Source organism: Halopiger thermotolerans, from assembly GCF_054654555.1.
Genome location: NZ_BAAIEU010000002.1, coordinates 1 through 14,857, shown reverse-complemented (window position 1 = coordinate 14,857; position 14,857 = coordinate 1). Strand labels below are relative to the sequence as shown.

Below are 14,857 nucleotides of genomic sequence, written 5' to 3'. Positions count from 1 at the left end.
GACGAATGATCAGGAAAGTGATGACGGTCGTCCTCGTCCTCGGCGTCTGTACCACCGGTGCACTCGGCGGGCTCTACGCCGCCGGCGTCGTCGGCCTCCCCGACGCCGGCCTCGCGGACAACGAGTGGGGCGAAGTCACCGACGAGCGGATCGAGGTGATCTCGACGGTCTGGATCGACAACCCGAATCCCGGGATCGAACTCGAGGACGCGACCCTCGAGTACGACCTCGCGATGAACGACGTCGCCCTCGCGAACGGATCGGTCGACGGCGTGGCGGTGCCCTCGGGTAACTCGACGAGAGAGATCCGGACGGACCTACGCTACGAGCGCCTGCCGTCCTGGTGGGTCTCGCACGTCCGGAACGACGAGGTGAGCAACCTCACGGCCGACGTGACGGCCCACGTCTCGGTCGGCCCGCTCTCGGGGTCGCCCTCCTACGCTCACGAGGACGAGATCGAGACGGACCTGAAGGCGATGATCGAGGAGTCGCTGGCGGCCCACGAGGGCGAGCACTCGCTATCGCCGGTTCGGACCGGCTCGGGGCCGCAGCGGGAGTTGGTCGAGCCGACGGTCGAAATCCGCGACACTGACGCCGAGTGGGGCGAGGTGACCGAGAATCGGACCGAACTCCACCTCACCTTCGAGGTGCACAACCCGAACGCCTACCCGCTACCGACGCCGGCGCTGACGGGTGAGATGGAGTTCAACGACCGGCTGGTCGCCCAGTGGGACGCTCACGAGGTCGAGTTGCTCGATGCGCCCTCCGATACGACGATCCCGCCGCAGGGTACCCGGGAAATCACGTTCGTCGCCTCGATGGACAACGACGACGTCGTCTCGTGGTTCGCGACCCACGTCGACAATGAGGAGCGAACCGACGCCGAGATGCGCGCCCAGCTGGCGATGACCATCAACGGCGAGACGGTGACGATCCCCGAGGACGGCGACGCGATCCGCTGTAGCTACGACATGCGAACCGCCATCTTCGTCGAGCAGGAGGCCGGCCTCGAGAACCGGAGTTGCGAGGTCATGCCGTGGGCGACGCCCGACGGCGGCGCGCTCGAGGACGGCGGCGCGGGCCTCGATCTGACCGACTGGGAGAGCGAGGGGAGCGACGGCTCGAACGAGACCGGGTCGGACGATAGCAGCTCCGACGGCCCGCTCCGGCTCGGTATCTGAGGAAGCGGGCCGCTTGAGTCAGTCGTCTGCCGTTCCCCCGTCGCCCGTTTCGCTGCCGAACCGCCGTTCCCTGGCTTCGCGCAGGCCGTCGCAGATGCCGCCCTGGCTCGACATGTTGACCTGCGCGACCCGGCCGCGCTGGTGGACGAGATCGAACGACTCGGGATCGATCGGCTCCCCGTCCGGCGTCCGAAACAGCGGCTCGGCGTCGTCCGCGACGACGCCCGTCTCGCGGGCCTTCTCGAGGTAGCGGTCGATCGGCGCTGCCGGGACGGTGACGGCGACCGTCCGGTCCCGGACGTAGATGGCGATGCGTTCGGCTTCCGCTCCGCCCCCGCTCCCGGCGGACTCGTCGGCAGTTCTGAGTTCGTACCGCTCGAGGTCGGTCGGCCGCAGGTCGACGATCGTCGCGGGCTTGAGGCCGGCCTCGAGCAGCGTTTCGACGGCGTCGTACTGGCGGGCGACGCGGGCCTTCTCGTCTAAGTCCGCACGGACGGCCTCGACGTCGCCGTCGGCGTCGGGGAACGACTCGGCGAACGACAGCCGTTTGTTGACGCCGCGGTTGATCTCCTCGTCGTGCATGTGCTCGTCGAGGACGATACGGGCCTCCTCGACCGACGACAGCGACTCGACCTCGTCGCGGGCGTCGACGGCCATCATCCAGGCAAAGGCCGGCGAACACCACGCCGTCGGCAGGGTGAACTCGACCGTGACGCAGTCGCCGTCGATCTCGATCGCGTCGATGTACTCGAGTTCGACGATCGAGCGGTCGAGTTCGGGATCGGTGACCCGATCCAGGCGGTCGCGGACGGCCGCCCGCGTCGGGCCGGGCGACCCGGCGCGGCCGTCGGATTCGGTTCCGCTCATCAGTCGTCCGCGGGGGCTGGTTCCCCGCTTGCGTAGTGGTCCTCAAGGTCGAACCGCTCGCTGATGTCGTCGTCCTGGAACTGGCGGCGCTTCTCCTCGAGGTCGATGTCGTACAGTTCGGCGGCGTTCTCGCCCATGACCTTCTTCTTGGTCTCTAGGTCCCACTCGACGCCGTACTCCATGCGGTGTTCCTGCAGGAACTCGGCCTCCATGACCTCCTCGACGAGCCAGTCGGGGTTCCACAGCGCGTAGTCGGAGCCAAAGAGGATCCGGTCCTCGCCGAGCCACCAGAGCAGTTCGGACATGATCTCCGAGAACTTGCCGGGGCGGTTCTGGGCGAACGGCGCGGCGACCGCGAGCCCGCCGTAGACGTTGTTCTCCTGAGCGGCGATCCAGCAGAAGTCGTCGAGGCGGGGCAGGCCGACGTGCTCGACGATGAAGTTGAGTTCCGGGAACGACGACGCCGCGTCGTCGACGTCGGCCACGTCGAAGGCGTCGCGGTTGAGGGGTCGAATGGTCGGCCCCTTGTGGGCGTGGATGTTCTCGATGCCGAGATCGGAACACTTCTGGAGGAACTCGAAGGCCTCCTCGTCGTCGAGGCGCCACCCCTTCGAGTCGCCGCGCCACTCGGCGGTGTAGAGTTTCACGCCCGGCACGTCGTAGGTCTCGTGGAGTTCCTCGAGGTACTCGAGGCCCTCGTCGCCGTCGCGGGGATCGAACGAGCCGTTGAGGACGAACCGTTCGGGATACTCCTCGGCGAGTTCGGCGTTCTGCTCGGTGGTGTTGAACCCCTCGTCGTAGAAGTCCGTGAGGTAGGTCGGCTGGAAGATGCCCATGTCGACCGCCGCGTTACCGAACATGTCCTCGACCATCCGATCGGGGCCGTACTTGCGGTACTCCTCCAGGCTCCACTGCCGGTCCTCGGGCGTGAACGTCGTGTGGTAGTCGTAGAAGCACTGGATGAACTCCTCTCCCCCCTCGTGCTGGATGTTCTCCTCGGTCGCGTCCCACAGGTGCACGTGGGCGTCGATGACGAAGACATCCTCACCGTCATGCTGATACATGGCACACTGGCAGTCAACACGGTCCAACATTATTCTTTTCCACAGATTAGCGGACTGCCACCGAGGACGACACTTATCAGCGGGAGTTATCGACATTCATCCAACATATTCGTCGGGTAGTGATAGTATAGAAACGTGTTCGGTGGGCGAGAGGCGGGGTGAATGTTTACGTCATGTGCGGTGAAGTGCGGTATGCTACCATGCAAGCAGCCCGACTGCACGAGTACACCGACGACATGAGCGACGCCCTACAGATCGACGACGTCGACCGGCCGGAGCTCGAGCGCTCCGACGGCGTACTGGTCGAGGTCGAGGGCGCAGGGTGGTGTCAGACTGACAACCACATCATCGAGGGGATGTGGGCGGACTACGCGCCCCAAGACCTGCCGATGACGCTGGGCCACGAGAACGCGGGCATCGTCGCCGAGACGGGCGAGGAGGTGACGCTGGTCGAGGAGGGCGACCCCGTGATCTGCCACCCCGTCCAGACCTGCGGCATCTGCCGGCCCTGTCGGCTCGGCGAGGACATGTACTGCAAGAACAGCCAGTTCAACGGACTCACAACCGACGGCGGCTTCGCCGAGTACCTCCAGACCAACGAGCGCGCGGTGATCCCGCTGCCCGACGGCGTCGATCCCACTGAGATCGCGCCCCACGCAGACGCGGGGATCACGGCCTACCACGCCGCCAAGAAGGCCGTCGACGAACTGAACCCCGGCGACGCCTGCGTCGTCATCGGCATCGGCGGTCTCGGCCACATCGGCCTCCAGTGTCTCGAGGCGATGAGCGCCGCCGACATCGTCGCCGTCGACGTCAAGGACGAAGCGCTCGAGCTGGCCGAGGATCTGGGTGCGCGACACACCGTCAACTCCGCCGAGGAGGACCTCGCGGACGCCGTCGCGGACCTGACCGACGACGAGGGCGCCCAGCAGATCCTCGACTTCGTCGGCGCCGACGAGACGACCGGCGCGGCGCCGGACATCGTCGCCGCGGGCGGCGACCACCACATCATCGGCTACGGCGGCCACATCCACGAACCCTGCCAGGCGCTGGTCGACGGCGAGTTCTCCTTCAAGGGGACGCTCGTCGGCCAGTACGCCGAACTGCAGGAACTCGTCTCGCTCGTCGACCGCGGCGACGTCGAACTGCGCACCGAGCGGTACGATCTCGCGGACATCAACACGGTCGCCGAACGGCTCGAGCACAACGAGATCGAGGGGCGTGCGGTCGTGACCCCGCCCTGACGCGGTGCGGCGAGCCCCGATTTTCACGCTCGCCGCAGCGGGACTCAGCCGCTGTACGGCACCGTGAACGGTCCGTACGGGAAGCGGTTCGCTTCCGAGAGCGTAGCCAACAGCTGCTGACGAGTCGCTGGCATCGCGCACTCGCTCGTCTGAATCGGGTGATTGAGTCTTCTCGACGGTGTACTCCGAGAGTACAGCGATATATAATTTCCATAACTGATACTTCTCTCGGTCGATCTTCACTCCGATCGGCGCCGTACCCACGGACCCCGATATAGCTCGGACATATACGATTCAGCGTTCGAATAGCAAGTTATAGTGAGAATGATACAATCTGTGTGGATATTCTCTGCGGACGTGTAATGCAGATCGACGGACTAGATGACTGGAATATCGATCGGCGAATGCTTCTCAAGGCGGTAAGTGGAACGGGAGTGGCGCTGGGCGGTCTCACGGGTTCGGTCGGCGTCACTGCCCAAGAGTCCGACGGAGAACGGACGCTGCCCGACCTCGACGACCGAGCACGATTCAACATCGGATACGCGACCCCGCACGGAGCCGAACTGGCAAGAGAGGCGGCGAACGGCGTCGTCCACGAAATCGACCCGATCGACGCGATCACCATCGAGTCGACGCTCGACGCCGCGCAGGACCTCGCCGGCTCCGGTCACATCGAGTTCGTCGAGGTCGACTCGGTATACCGGCTCATCCTCCCGCCACAGGAGGTACGGGATCGTGATCTGACCGATCAACGGGTGCCGTGGGGCATTGAACGCATCGGTGCGCCCGCCGCTCACGCGGCCGGCATCCGGGGCGAGAGCGCTCACGTGGCAGTGATCAATACGGGAATCGATCCGACCCACGAGGATCTTCGTCAGAACGTGGGCGACGGCATCGGCGTCATCCCGTGCCGAGGAGAGTGCGAGACGGAATGGGACGACGATTTCGGACACGGAACGCACGTCGCCGGCACTATCGGCGCGCTCGACAACTGGCTCGGAGTTCTCGGCGTCGCACCGGACGCGACGCTGCATTCCGCCAAAGTGTTGAACAGCAACGGGGTCGGCTTCGCGTCGGACGTTGCGCTGGGTATTCTCTGGACCGCCGCGCAGGGCTACGACGTCGCGAACATGAGTCTCGGCGGCCCGTTCTCGACGGTGGTCCAGGACGCGCTCGAGTTCGCGGCCGAACGAGACGTGCTACTGGTGGCCGCCGCGGGGAACCAATCGGGGCCGGTCAGTTACCCTGCAGCCGCCGACGAGGTGATTGCGGTCAGCGCAACGACCGAAACCGACGAACTCGCCGTCTTCTCGAACGTCGGACCGGAAATCGAACTGGCCGCTCCCGGTGTCGACGTTCTCTCGACCCTGCCGAACGACCGTTACGCAAAACTGAGCGGGACGTCGATGGCGGCACCGCACGTGAGCGGAACGGGGGCATTACTCGCGGGGATCGGCTACTCCGCCGACGAAGCGCGAACCTTCATGAAGGAGACCGCGGAAGACCTCGGCCTACCGCCCGAGGAACAGGGAGCGGGGCTTGTTACCGCCGCAGCCGTCGCCGAGCGGCGACCGAAAAAGGGCGGGCGGAAAACCGCACCCTAATCCGGTTTCCGCTATCGCGTTTCGGGTCGAAACAGCGTCCTACCGTCGACCACGCTGCTTCTCCGTTTCGTCCCTTGTCGCGACGAAAGACGCGTCGTCGTAACGAGGGTAGCCGATACCCACCCGGCCGCGATTGACGCGTTCGGTGCGTCCGAGCAGGTCAGCCGACGGGCCGGGACCACTCCTCGTCGGATCCAGTTCGCTCGAATCGAATGCCCTGACCGCACTCCGGACAGTTGAACTGCCGAAACTCTACCTCGCTTCCCACTACCGGAATCGTCTTTGCAGTTCCCTCGTTTCTGAGTTCCATTTCGATGTCGCACGTCGAACACGTGGGCGGTTCAGCCACCGGATCGTTTTCGATGGACATCGGCCCATCGTTGTATGTTATCGCTGCACATATTTAGGCGTTCGCGTCCGCGTTTCGGGCGGACACGACGGAGCGACGAGACGCGGTCGCGGCGCCGCACCGGCAGTACCCTCTTGTGCGGCCGGAGAATACGCCCGCCATGGCCACCCTCGAGGACCCCGTCGAGATCGGCGGCTGCGAGGTTCCGAATCGGCTTTACCGTGCACCGCTACTCGAGTGCGCGGGCAACGGCCCCGACGCCGTCGACACGCTGATCGAGGATCTCGAGCCCGCCGCCGAGTCGGGGGTCGGTCTGGTCTGCCAGGGCGCGACCATCGTTCGCGGCGAGGGCGGCTGCGCCGCGCCGGGGATGACCCGGGTCCACGACCCCGCGTTCGTCTCGCGCCTCGAGCGGCTGACCGACCGGATCCACGACCACGGCGGCCGGATCTTCGTCCAACTCGAGCACGGCGGCCTGCGGAGCATGGAGACCTGGCACGCCGAGTACCGGCGCGAATACCCGGACCTGAAGCAGCTGGCAGTCTCGAAACCGCCGTGGCAGTTGCGGCTACTCGATCGACTCGGCTTTCTCTCTTACGACCCGCACGTGCTCTCGACCGACGAGGTGTACGACCTCGCGGCCGACTTCGGCCGAGCGGCGTCCTACGCCGTCGACGCGGGCTACGACGGCGTCCACCTCGCGGGGGCGAACATGGGGATCGTCCAGCAGTTCCTCTCGCCGTTCTACAACCGCCGGGACGACGAGTTCGGCGGGAGCCCCGACGCGCGCCTCGAGTTTCTCGCACTGGTCCACGACGAGATCCGCGACCGCGCTGGCGACGTGCCGCTGATGACGAAAGTGCCCGCCGAGACGCCCGCGCCGCCGTCGCCGCTCGTCCGGCGGAAGCTCTCGCTCGAGGACGGCATCGAGATCGCACGACGGCTCGAGAAGATCGGCTACGACGCGGTGGTGCCCGTCCAGACGTCGGTCGTCTGGGACATGAGCATCGTCCGCGGGGAGTACCCTGAACGGGCGTGGACCAACGAAGCGCTGCAGGCGGAGTACGACGCGGCTTTCGGGGGACCGCTGCGGCGGCGACTGGTATCGCTGGCCAACCGGCTCGAGTCGCTGCAGTACGACTTCGAGCCCGCCTGGAACGAGGACTTCTGTCGGCGGGTCCGCGAGCAGGTATCGATTCCCGTGCTTGCGGAAGGTGGGATTCGGAGCCGGGCGCAGATGGATCGCCTACTGGGTGACGAGAATACGGAGCCCGCCTGCGACATGGTCGGCATGGCCCGCCCCTTCTACGCCGAACCCCGGCTGGGCGCGCGGCTGCTCGAGAGCGAGACCGGCTCCGCGACCGACAACCCGCGGGTCGTCTGCGAAAGCTGTAACAACTGTACGGTGCCCCAGGTGACCGGCGCGCCGGGAGTCTGCCGGACGCCCGAGGTACTTCGGCGGCGGGGCGAACTCGAGCGAGAGGGTGCGTACGACCGTTCCGAACCCGACTAGCGGCAGCGGTGCCGAAAGCGACGTCAGGCCGTCACGACGTCGCTCGTCAGCTCCGCAAGCGTTCCTTCGACCGTGTAATCGGGCGCGTCGATCCGGAATCGGGACGACGGTTCGCCCGAGTAGTGCAGCTGAAGGTTGTACGAGCCGTCCGCCGCGATCGGACCGGCCTCGAGGCGGTCAGCGTCGACCTGCTCGAGCATGACCAACTCGCCGGCGTAGGTGGGATCGGACTCACCGCGGATCTGGTAGGTGGCCCGCTCGTCCGAGACCTCCGACCCTTCGATCGGATAACCGCGATCCAGCCACGCCTGGAACCCCTCGTCGAGCGCGTACACCTCCTCGTAGCCGTTCTGAATCAGCGGTGCAGCGCGTGCGCTGGAAAGGTGATGCGGACAGCCGCAGTAGGTGACGATCCGGTCGTCAGTCGGCCACTCGGCGACCGGATCGTCGTCGGGAGTGTACGGCGGCGCGGAGCTCAACACCGCGCCGGCGATTCGCATTTGCTCGTACTGACTGGCGCCGCGAGCGTCGGCCATCCGCGCTTCCTGCCGCTGATACCAGTAGTAGACGTCGTCGATCGGCGCCAGCGGTACCTCGACGCCGTCGACCGTCACCGTCTCGTAGGCGTCGGTGTCGATCGAGCGTTCCTCGGGCATCGTCTCCGGTTGCGGCCCGTATCCGTCAGCGTCGCTGCCGCTACCGCCGAGGCACCCGGCGACGGTGCCGAGCGCCGTCGCCCCGCCGAGCGCGAGGAACCTCCGTCGATTCATATACCGTCTCTAGCGACGAGGACAAGATATGGCTTCTGGTGACGGTCACGTCACCGCCGACCCCTTCATTTCAACTGGAAACCGGGAGACGGCGCTCGGACGGAACTCGAGTCGAAAGAACGAAAGGAGTAGTCCATCCTGGATTCGAACCAGGGTCGAAGCCCCCAGAAGGCTTCAGGATTGGCCACTACCCCAATGGACTATCGCTGCACCAGATTGTTAGGCAGGTCCCTATTTATGATTGTCGGGTTCGATTTCTGGTTGGGGGTTGTCATCATCCTCGAGGTGCTCTCTGCGGTGGCAGTTCGCACAGAGAACGATACACCGGTCGATCGCCGCGCTGATACGCTCCTTCGAGCGTCCGGTAACGACCATCGTCGCAATCTGCCTCGAGACACACACCTTCAGTCGTCGCGCCCCGTTTGGTCCCGGCGGCCGGTATAAGCGTCCGGCCGGTGAATCGATCCGGCGAATATCACCACCGAGATTCGAACCGATACGACTTTTCCCCTCTCGAGCGCACCGACGCGTATGTACGTCGGACGATTCGTCGTCGTCGGCCCCGAGGTCGGCGCCTACCGCGTCTCCTCGAGATCGTTCCCGAACCGCGAGATCGCCGCTCGAGACGAGGCGCTCACCGTCGGCCCCACCGACGACGCGCCGGAGACGGACAACCCGTACGTCTCCTACAACTGCCTGCGAGTCGTCGAGACGCCGACCGGCGAGACGGCCGCCTTCGGCAACGGCTCGCACGTCGACCCGATCGCGGAGAAACTCGAGTTAGGGTATCCGGCCCGCGACGCGCTCGCGGAGAGCCTGCTCGCGCTGGATTACGAGAAGGACGACTACGACACGCCCCGGATCGCGGCGACGATCGGGGACGACGGGGAGGCGCTGATCGGCACCGTGCGCAAGGACGCCCTCATCGTCGAAACGGTCGACGAGCCGACGCTGGTCGCGACCTACGAGAAGAACGCGCCCGAAGCGTTCGAGTTCGAGGCCGAGACGGCCGAGGAAGCGGCGCAAGATGCGTACGGGCTCGAGTTCGAGCACGCGGTCTGTGCGGCCGGCGTCGCCCGGACCGACGACGGGTTCGAGACGGCGATCGAGAACGGCGAGTAAGTTCGGGCCAGCCCGGACGGGGATGACGGCGGCGATCACGCTCGCCCATGCCGGCGTGTCCGGTGCCGTCGCCGTCGCCCTCGAGGCACCGGGTCGCGGCCGGCGTCGACGTGGCCGCCGACGAAGGCGGTGTGACGGCCGACAGCCGACGGCCCCCATGGCCGCCGACGGCTGCGAGCGCGACCGGCCAACCTACAAACCCCTCGCGTGCGTTACCTTCGCGCAGGACGATGAAGGTCGGACTCATCTCTGACGTCCACGGCAATCGGGTCGCCCTCGAGACCGTCCTCGAGGAGATGCCGCCGGTCGACGAACTACTGTGTGCGGGCGACGTGGTCGGCTACAACCCCTGGCCGGCCGACTGCGTCGACGAACTCCGCGAGCGGGAGGTGCCGACGGTGATGGGCAACCACGACGCCGCGGTCGCCGCGGAGACGCCCTTCCGGTTCAACGGGATGGCCCGCGCGGGCGTCGAGTACGCTGAACGGCAGCTTTCGGACGACCAACTCGAGTGGCTCGCGGACCTCCCCGTCGAGCGCACCGAGTGCGACGGCCGGGTGAAGCTCGTCCACGGCCACCCCGACGATCCCGACCGGTATACGCGGTACACCTACCCCGAGGAGTTCTCCGCCAGGATGCTCGGCGACGAGGACGTGCTCGTGCTCGGCCACACGCACGTCCAGGGCGTCCGCAAGTACGCCGAGGGCATCGTCGTCAACCCCGGTAGCGTCGGCCAACCGCGGGACGGCGACCCGCGGGCGGGCTACGCCGTGGTCGACCTCGAGGCGATGACCGTCGACACCGATCGCGTCGAGTACGACATCGACGCGGTTCAGGAGGCCGTCCGAGAGGCCGGCCTTCCGGAGCGGATCGGGAGTCGGCTCGAACGGGGCAAGTGAAACGAACCCTTTTAGGCGATTTCGTTGATACGCTCGGGTATGGCATTTACCGGCCAGACCGCGCGTATCGCCAGGAGATATCCGCGCCGCGTTACCGGCCGGTGTCGTTGCCGATCGCCGCTTCACCGACCGCGTCGCCGAGCGACCGCGCCGTCCGCAGCCGTCCACGGGGTGAGCGATGCTTCGGCGACTGCGTGAGGACGTCCGGGCGATGTGCGAGCGTGACCCCGCCGCGAAGGGGTGTCTCGAGGTCGCGCTGGCCTACCCCGGCGTCCACGCGGTCTGGGGCCACCGGCTCAGCCACTGGCTCTGGAATCGGGAGTTTCGACTCGTCGCCCGGCTGTTCTCGCACCTCGTGCGGCTGCTGACGGGCGTGGAGATCCACCCGGCTGCGGATCTCGGTCGCCGAGTGACGATCGACCACGGCATGGGCGTGGTCATCGGCGAGACCGCTGAAATCGGCGACGACGTCCACATGTACCACGGCGTTACGCTGGGCGGGGACACAAACGAACCGGTCAAGCGCCATCCCACGGTCGAGGACGGCGTCCAGATCGGGGCGAACGCGACGCTGCTGGGCGATATCACGATCGGCGAGGACGCGGCCGTCGGCGCCGGCTCGGTCGTCACCGACGACGTCGAACCGGGGGCGACCGTCGTCGGCGTCCCGGCGAAGCGAGTCGACGACTGAGACGGCAGGCGTCGCTCGAGTTACGTTCTACGAGGCCGTCACTGCTGATCGTCGCTCACCGTTCCGTTCGTGCCCGGCGGCGACTCCTCCGCCGGCACGCCCTCGTCCGTTTCGGCGTCGCTCGCGGACTCGCCGACTGCCTCGTCGGTCATCGTCTCCTCGGGAGCGGATCGGTAGCCCAACTCGAGGTGGAGTTTCGCGGTGCAGTCCATCGCGGTCTCGTCGACGTCGGTTTCGTCCTCCTGCTGGTTGAGATAGCCGTTGCAGCGGCCGTGCTTGACGACGTTCATCAGCGTTGCAGCCGAGCCGCACTCGGGGCAGTCGATGTAGTAGTTGCCGTCGTCGTCTTGGTGCCAGGCGTCGGGCGTGAGTTCGGTGTACGCAGTGTCTTCGCGGTCGCGCTGGCTCATAGGTGTACGCGCCAGCGCGACAGCGATAAAGCGACACCCGGAGGTTGCAAACCGGCCGTCACTAGCAGTACGTTTAGTTTTCGAGGCTACACCTCATAGATGGTTTTAACGCGTTCAATATCCGCACGAAGTCCCTGATATGCGCTTTCTTCAGCGAGGTCCGGGTTCACCTCGAGAGCGAATTCCACGAACTCCGACGCGGTCTTGATTATCTCCGCAACGAATGGCTGAGTGCGAACGGTCGCAGTTGGTTCGTACGCTTCTCGTGCCGCTGGCGATTGTGCGCTCTCTTTGGAGTAGCAGACTGAGACCGTTACGGCGTTCTCCTCGCGCGGTTCGAATGCGAAATACACTGGACCGTTCCCTCCCTTGACGACCGCGTTTTCGCCGTTAGCGACATCTAACAGAGCCTGGAGCAGTCCACTGAATAGGCTGACGAGATACTCGCGAAGTTCCGTCGTGTCCTCACCGCCAATCAGAGACTGGTCACCGGTAGACATGGTATCGATCCATCCAAGCAGATCCGCAGAACCGGTTTCTAACTGCTCTCGGAGACCGTTGTCGTATCGGACGGTGAAATCAAATGTATCCATATTCATCTCTAGATTTCTAGATTATCTCGCCACTTTTGCTAATCGCGAATTCAGATAGACTCTCTGCGTCTTCTTCAGAGACTGCCGTTTCAAGTTGTGTCGATCGACGGAAAGTCGGGAGTTACGGTAGCCTGTACCCCAGCACGTCCGTACGGCTGCTTACAAACCGTACACGTTCACTCGTCGTGACTTCCTGATCGACATCTGAAAGATCGAGTAGCATCGCTCCGCATCCGAGTGAGATAACTGCCGAAGAGAGGTTCTCGAAGGACGCAGGATCAAGTTCCTGTCCTCGATCACCCGGTTCGAATCCGTCTACGAGCCGTATCTCCTCCAGCAACGTGGCAGTATCGTCAACGACGGCTTCGACGGTCCCTTGGAACGCGTGATCCTGCCACCCAGTCGGATTGTCTGTCGACGGGTCGATCGAACGCCCCTCGGATTCGACGGGCACCACGTCTGTCGTCATCGTCGCCATTAGCAGTACTTCCGCGTCTCTCTGTTCGAGCCACTCGGCAGTCGCAACCCGAAGAGCGCCGCCTTTGCTCTGCTTGTAGCCGTCGAACACGCCAAACTTCGTTCCGTCTACCGAGACGATAACGCGTCGCTGTCCGTTTTTCGGTCCGACGTCGTCGATCTGTGCATCGATGAGTTCCATCGTGATCAATCGGTATCTACGGCAGGTTTTGGGGATATGCTGTTTGAGTGAACTCGATTGATTCCACGTAGACCGTGACTGGTCTCTTGTCCTCGTGCTTTGGGAATCGCGTCGATCCCGCGTTTGAAGCGCCACAGCCAGTATGCCTGCCTGGCGGTGTCAGCTTGACTCGACAGGGCTTCGGCATCGAGTATAGCAGAAGAGAAGGAAACGTTACTGAAGGTGACCGTCAGCCACGTCTCGGACGGCTCTGAGTTCCTCGTTCATATCTTGGAACCACCCGTACTCGTCAACACTCTCGTTCAGTTGTGCGATGCGATCGAGCAAGTCTGCTACGGCCGTAACGGCTTCATCGACCAGCACTGGTAGCAGCAGGATAGCATCAAGCGACCGTTGATCGCGAGGCACTACCCGTCGTTTTGGGTCGTCGATCGCATCGCGGCTATAACAGATCGTGACGTGACCATGCTGTTCATCTTCTAATTCGAATACCAGATATGCCTCGTCGTGAGTAGGCACGCCTCCGCGGCCACCCCGGAGCAGCTTCTTCACAGCGTCTAGTGCTTTCCTGACAGAACGCGTGAATAAAGTGAGGCTGTATTCTTCCACCCCGTCGGCCGTTGAGAGACGCACGGATCCCGAACTAGGCGGTCGCCCGCTTTTCACGTCGTCGACGCTCGGCGACGTTAAAACGAACTCGATCGAAAACTGGACTTCGTCGTTCATGGCTTGGTTTTATTGCCTAGCTTAGGAGTCAGCGTCGATATACATTCGTGGCAGCATTTGATCGCAAATCTCGAGTGCCTCATCTGATTCAGTTAACTTTGTTTCAAATTCAGTGAGCAAGCTTATCCCCATTCGGGAGACAGTGGACGGACTTCGGTGAGATACTCGTGAGCAGCGTTACTCGCAGTCTGTTCGTGGGACACCATCCTCGAGTGGGAATTTTTCTTGCAGTGGATCCGGTAGATCCTGTCCGTTCGGCCAGATTGTCGTTGTCTGCTTCTCATCGAACTGGTTTGCATCAATTGCCTACCTTTGAGATAGACCCATCCGTGATTTTCATCGGATCCGAGCGTAGACTCATTCTCAATCGCTAGGAAATTTACATTACGGAGGATACAGACCTAGATACTTTTCCACTTCTCGCGGATGAGGTCCGCTTCTCTCTACGAGATCAAGATACGGAACAAGGAGTACAGCCCCTGAAACCCGTTCTTCGACACGTTCCCCGGGCGCGTCAAGGAGGTGTTCGCGACCGATCTCCGACACGATTGGTTCCGAGAAGTAATTGAACCAAAATATGTGCTCAAGATCTCCCCGTCGGAGGGCATCGACATCTTGTCGATCGGATGCGCGTTCACCAGCTGGGAAATCACCAAATCCGTAGAATACCTCCGTTTTGTCGGCGAAGTTCGCAACGAGATCGAGTACAGTGTTCACCTTCCACGCTTCATTCTCAGATGGATCTGCTACCTTCAACTCCCTTTTGGGGATTTTGAAGGTATAATATGGTAGCTGGGGAACTCCATCGTAGTCATCCCAGTTCTGGAAGGTAAATTGGATACCATCTAACCAGAGCTGAAGATATCCTTCTTCGTTTTCCAGTTCGGATAGCGCTCGTTCCGTCGGCATATCCGATTGAGGCCTATCCATTGATTTCGAATAGTAGTGGCACCGATCGTTACTTCCTCCTTCTTCAGTGTGGCACCCATTCTCAAATAACCATTCGAGAGCATTCTGAGGGGCAGTTTTTTCTCCTGGTTGATAGCACAAATGCAGTGTGAGGAGCCAATCAGACGTCATTTTATTCGACCTCATTAACAGAGTTGAAATTCACAGTGATATCTGAGTCAGCATTTTCAAGCACAAATTCTTCAATAGTCGGTACT

At 63.5% G+C, this 14,857-nt stretch carries 15 protein-coding genes and 1 tRNA gene; 7 read left to right on the top strand and 9 right to left on the bottom strand.

All coding sequences use genetic code 11. The features are described from left to right. The first annotated feature begins 5 nt into the window (after positions 1 to 5). Positions 6 to 1,181, top strand: a complete 1,176-nt coding sequence (locus ACYQ26_RS02495) for an LEA/WHy family protein (RefSeq protein WP_459806746.1) — start codon at positions 6 to 8, stop codon at positions 1,179 to 1,181. Between the two features lie 18 nt (positions 1,182 to 1,199). Here ACYQ26_RS02495 and ACYQ26_RS02490 read toward each other — a convergent pair whose 3' ends face one another. Next, positions 1,200 to 2,048, bottom strand: a complete 849-nt coding sequence (locus tag ACYQ26_RS02490; protein WP_459806745.1) for an iron-sulfur cluster assembly protein — start codon at positions 2,046 to 2,048, stop codon at positions 1,200 to 1,202. Then, positions 2,048 to 3,112: an amidohydrolase family protein gene (locus ACYQ26_RS02485; protein WP_459806744.1), complete on the bottom strand. Its 1,065-nt coding sequence runs from the start codon at positions 3,110 to 3,112 to the stop codon at positions 2,048 to 2,050. Before ACYQ26_RS02485 ends, ACYQ26_RS02490 begins: the two co-directional genes overlap by 1 nt. A 200-nt stretch (positions 3,113 to 3,312) precedes the next feature. On the opposite strand from ACYQ26_RS02485, the gene ACYQ26_RS02480 reads away from it, so the two are divergent. The 3 genes from ACYQ26_RS02480 to ACYQ26_RS02470 all read left to right on the top strand — a co-directional run bounded on the left by ACYQ26_RS02480 (position 3,313) and on the right by ACYQ26_RS02470 (position 7,822). Further along, the gene (locus ACYQ26_RS02480) at positions 3,313 to 4,356 is read left to right on the top strand and encodes an NAD(P)-dependent alcohol dehydrogenase (protein WP_459806743.1); all 1,044 of its coding nucleotides are present in this window, start codon (positions 3,313 to 3,315) and stop codon (positions 4,354 to 4,356) included. A gap of 362 nt (positions 4,357 to 4,718) precedes the next feature. Next, complete coding sequence (locus ACYQ26_RS02475; protein WP_459806742.1) at positions 4,719 to 5,960, top strand: S8 family peptidase; 1,242 nt, start codon at positions 4,719 to 4,721, stop codon at positions 5,958 to 5,960. A gap of 509 nt (positions 5,961 to 6,469) precedes the next feature. After that, positions 6,470 to 7,822, top strand: coding sequence for an oxidoreductase (locus tag ACYQ26_RS02470; protein WP_459806741.1), 1,353 nt, complete (start codon positions 6,470 to 6,472; stop codon positions 7,820 to 7,822). A 23-nt stretch (positions 7,823 to 7,845) separates the two neighbouring features. Here the strand turns inward: ACYQ26_RS02470 and ACYQ26_RS02465 are convergent, their stop codons facing one another. Both ACYQ26_RS02465 and ACYQ26_RS02460 read right to left on the bottom strand, forming a co-directional pair. Beyond that, the gene (locus ACYQ26_RS02465; RefSeq protein ID WP_459806740.1) at positions 7,846 to 8,592 is read right to left on the bottom strand and encodes a rhodanese-like domain-containing protein; all 747 of its coding nucleotides are present in this window, start codon (positions 8,590 to 8,592) and stop codon (positions 7,846 to 7,848) included. Between the two features lie 129 nt (positions 8,593 to 8,721). After that, positions 8,722 to 8,794 (bottom strand) — tRNA-Gln (locus ACYQ26_RS02460). Between the two features lie 329 nt (positions 8,795 to 9,123). On the opposite strand from ACYQ26_RS02460, the gene ACYQ26_RS02455 reads away from it, so the two are divergent. From ACYQ26_RS02455 to cysE, 3 genes are all read left to right on the top strand, one after another. Then, the gene (locus ACYQ26_RS02455; RefSeq protein WP_459806739.1) at positions 9,124 to 9,714 is read left to right on the top strand and encodes an IMP cyclohydrolase; all 591 of its coding nucleotides are present in this window, start codon (positions 9,124 to 9,126) and stop codon (positions 9,712 to 9,714) included. A 230-nt stretch (positions 9,715 to 9,944) separates the two neighbouring features. Further along, positions 9,945 to 10,613 carry a metallophosphoesterase family protein gene (locus ACYQ26_RS02450; RefSeq protein WP_459806738.1) on the top strand — a complete coding sequence of 223 codons (669 nt, stop codon included), beginning with the start codon at positions 9,945 to 9,947 and terminating at the stop codon, positions 10,611 to 10,613. Between the two features lie 178 nt (positions 10,614 to 10,791). Beyond that, on the top strand, positions 10,792 to 11,304 hold the full coding sequence (gene cysE / locus ACYQ26_RS02445; RefSeq protein WP_459806737.1) for a serine O-acetyltransferase: 513 nt from the start codon (positions 10,792 to 10,794) through the stop codon (positions 11,302 to 11,304). 38 nt (positions 11,305 to 11,342) lie between these two features. Here cysE and ACYQ26_RS02440 read toward each other — a convergent pair whose 3' ends face one another. From ACYQ26_RS02440 to ACYQ26_RS02420, 5 genes are all read right to left on the bottom strand, one after another. Then, positions 11,343 to 11,714 (bottom strand): hypothetical protein, encoded by a 372-nt coding sequence (locus tag ACYQ26_RS02440; protein WP_459806735.1) that lies wholly within the window; start codon positions 11,712 to 11,714, stop codon positions 11,343 to 11,345. 86 nt (positions 11,715 to 11,800) lie between these two features. After that, entirely contained in the window at positions 11,801 to 12,307 is a 507-nt protein-coding gene (locus ACYQ26_RS02435) for a hypothetical protein (RefSeq protein ID WP_459806734.1), read from the bottom strand. Between the two features lie 121 nt (positions 12,308 to 12,428). Continuing rightward, the gene (locus ACYQ26_RS02430; RefSeq protein ID WP_459806733.1) at positions 12,429 to 12,965 is read right to left on the bottom strand and encodes a hypothetical protein; all 537 of its coding nucleotides are present in this window, start codon (positions 12,963 to 12,965) and stop codon (positions 12,429 to 12,431) included. Between the two features lie 213 nt (positions 12,966 to 13,178). Then, positions 13,179 to 13,691, bottom strand: a complete 513-nt coding sequence (locus ACYQ26_RS02425) for a hypothetical protein (protein ID WP_459806732.1) — start codon at positions 13,689 to 13,691, stop codon at positions 13,179 to 13,181. A 384-nt stretch (positions 13,692 to 14,075) separates the two neighbouring features. After that, positions 14,076 to 14,600: a hypothetical protein gene (locus ACYQ26_RS02420; protein WP_459806731.1), complete on the bottom strand. Its 525-nt coding sequence runs from the start codon at positions 14,598 to 14,600 to the stop codon at positions 14,076 to 14,078. Positions 14,601 to 14,857: the final 257 nt, after the last annotated feature.

Excerpts from the sequence above, each read along its gene's own strand:
- ACYQ26_RS02495 (WP_459806746.1), top strand. The coding sequence starts at position 6 with ATGATCAGGAAAGTGATGACGGTCGTCCTCGTCCTCGGCGTCTGTACC.
- ACYQ26_RS02490 (WP_459806745.1), bottom strand. The coding sequence starts at position 2,048 with ATGAGCGGAACCGAATCCGACGGCCGCGCCGGGTCGCCCGGCCCGACG.
- ACYQ26_RS02485 (WP_459806744.1), bottom strand. The coding sequence starts at position 3,112 with ATGTATCAGCATGACGGTGAGGATGTCTTCGTCATCGACGCCCACGTG.
- ACYQ26_RS02480 (WP_459806743.1), top strand. The coding sequence starts at position 3,313 with ATGCAAGCAGCCCGACTGCACGAGTACACCGACGACATGAGCGACGCC.
- ACYQ26_RS02475 (WP_459806742.1), top strand. The coding sequence starts at position 4,719 with ATGCAGATCGACGGACTAGATGACTGGAATATCGATCGGCGAATGCTT.
- ACYQ26_RS02470 (WP_459806741.1), top strand. The coding sequence starts at position 6,470 with ATGGCCACCCTCGAGGACCCCGTCGAGATCGGCGGCTGCGAGGTTCCG.
- ACYQ26_RS02465 (WP_459806740.1), bottom strand. The coding sequence starts at position 8,592 with ATGAATCGACGGAGGTTCCTCGCGCTCGGCGGGGCGACGGCGCTCGGC.
- ACYQ26_RS02455 (WP_459806739.1), top strand. The coding sequence starts at position 9,124 with ATGTACGTCGGACGATTCGTCGTCGTCGGCCCCGAGGTCGGCGCCTAC.
- ACYQ26_RS02450 (WP_459806738.1), top strand. The coding sequence starts at position 9,945 with ATGAAGGTCGGACTCATCTCTGACGTCCACGGCAATCGGGTCGCCCTC.
- cysE (WP_459806737.1), top strand. The coding sequence starts at position 10,792 with ATGCTTCGGCGACTGCGTGAGGACGTCCGGGCGATGTGCGAGCGTGAC.
- ACYQ26_RS02440 (WP_459806735.1), bottom strand. The coding sequence starts at position 11,714 with ATGAGCCAGCGCGACCGCGAAGACACTGCGTACACCGAACTCACGCCC.
- ACYQ26_RS02435 (WP_459806734.1), bottom strand. The coding sequence starts at position 12,307 with ATGGATACATTTGATTTCACCGTCCGATACGACAACGGTCTCCGAGAG.
- ACYQ26_RS02430 (WP_459806733.1), bottom strand. The coding sequence starts at position 12,965 with ATGGAACTCATCGATGCACAGATCGACGACGTCGGACCGAAAAACGGA.
- ACYQ26_RS02425 (WP_459806732.1), bottom strand. The coding sequence starts at position 13,691 with ATGAACGACGAAGTCCAGTTTTCGATCGAGTTCGTTTTAACGTCGCCG.
- ACYQ26_RS02420 (WP_459806731.1), bottom strand. The coding sequence starts at position 14,600 with ATGCCGACGGAACGAGCGCTATCCGAACTGGAAAACGAAGAAGGATAT.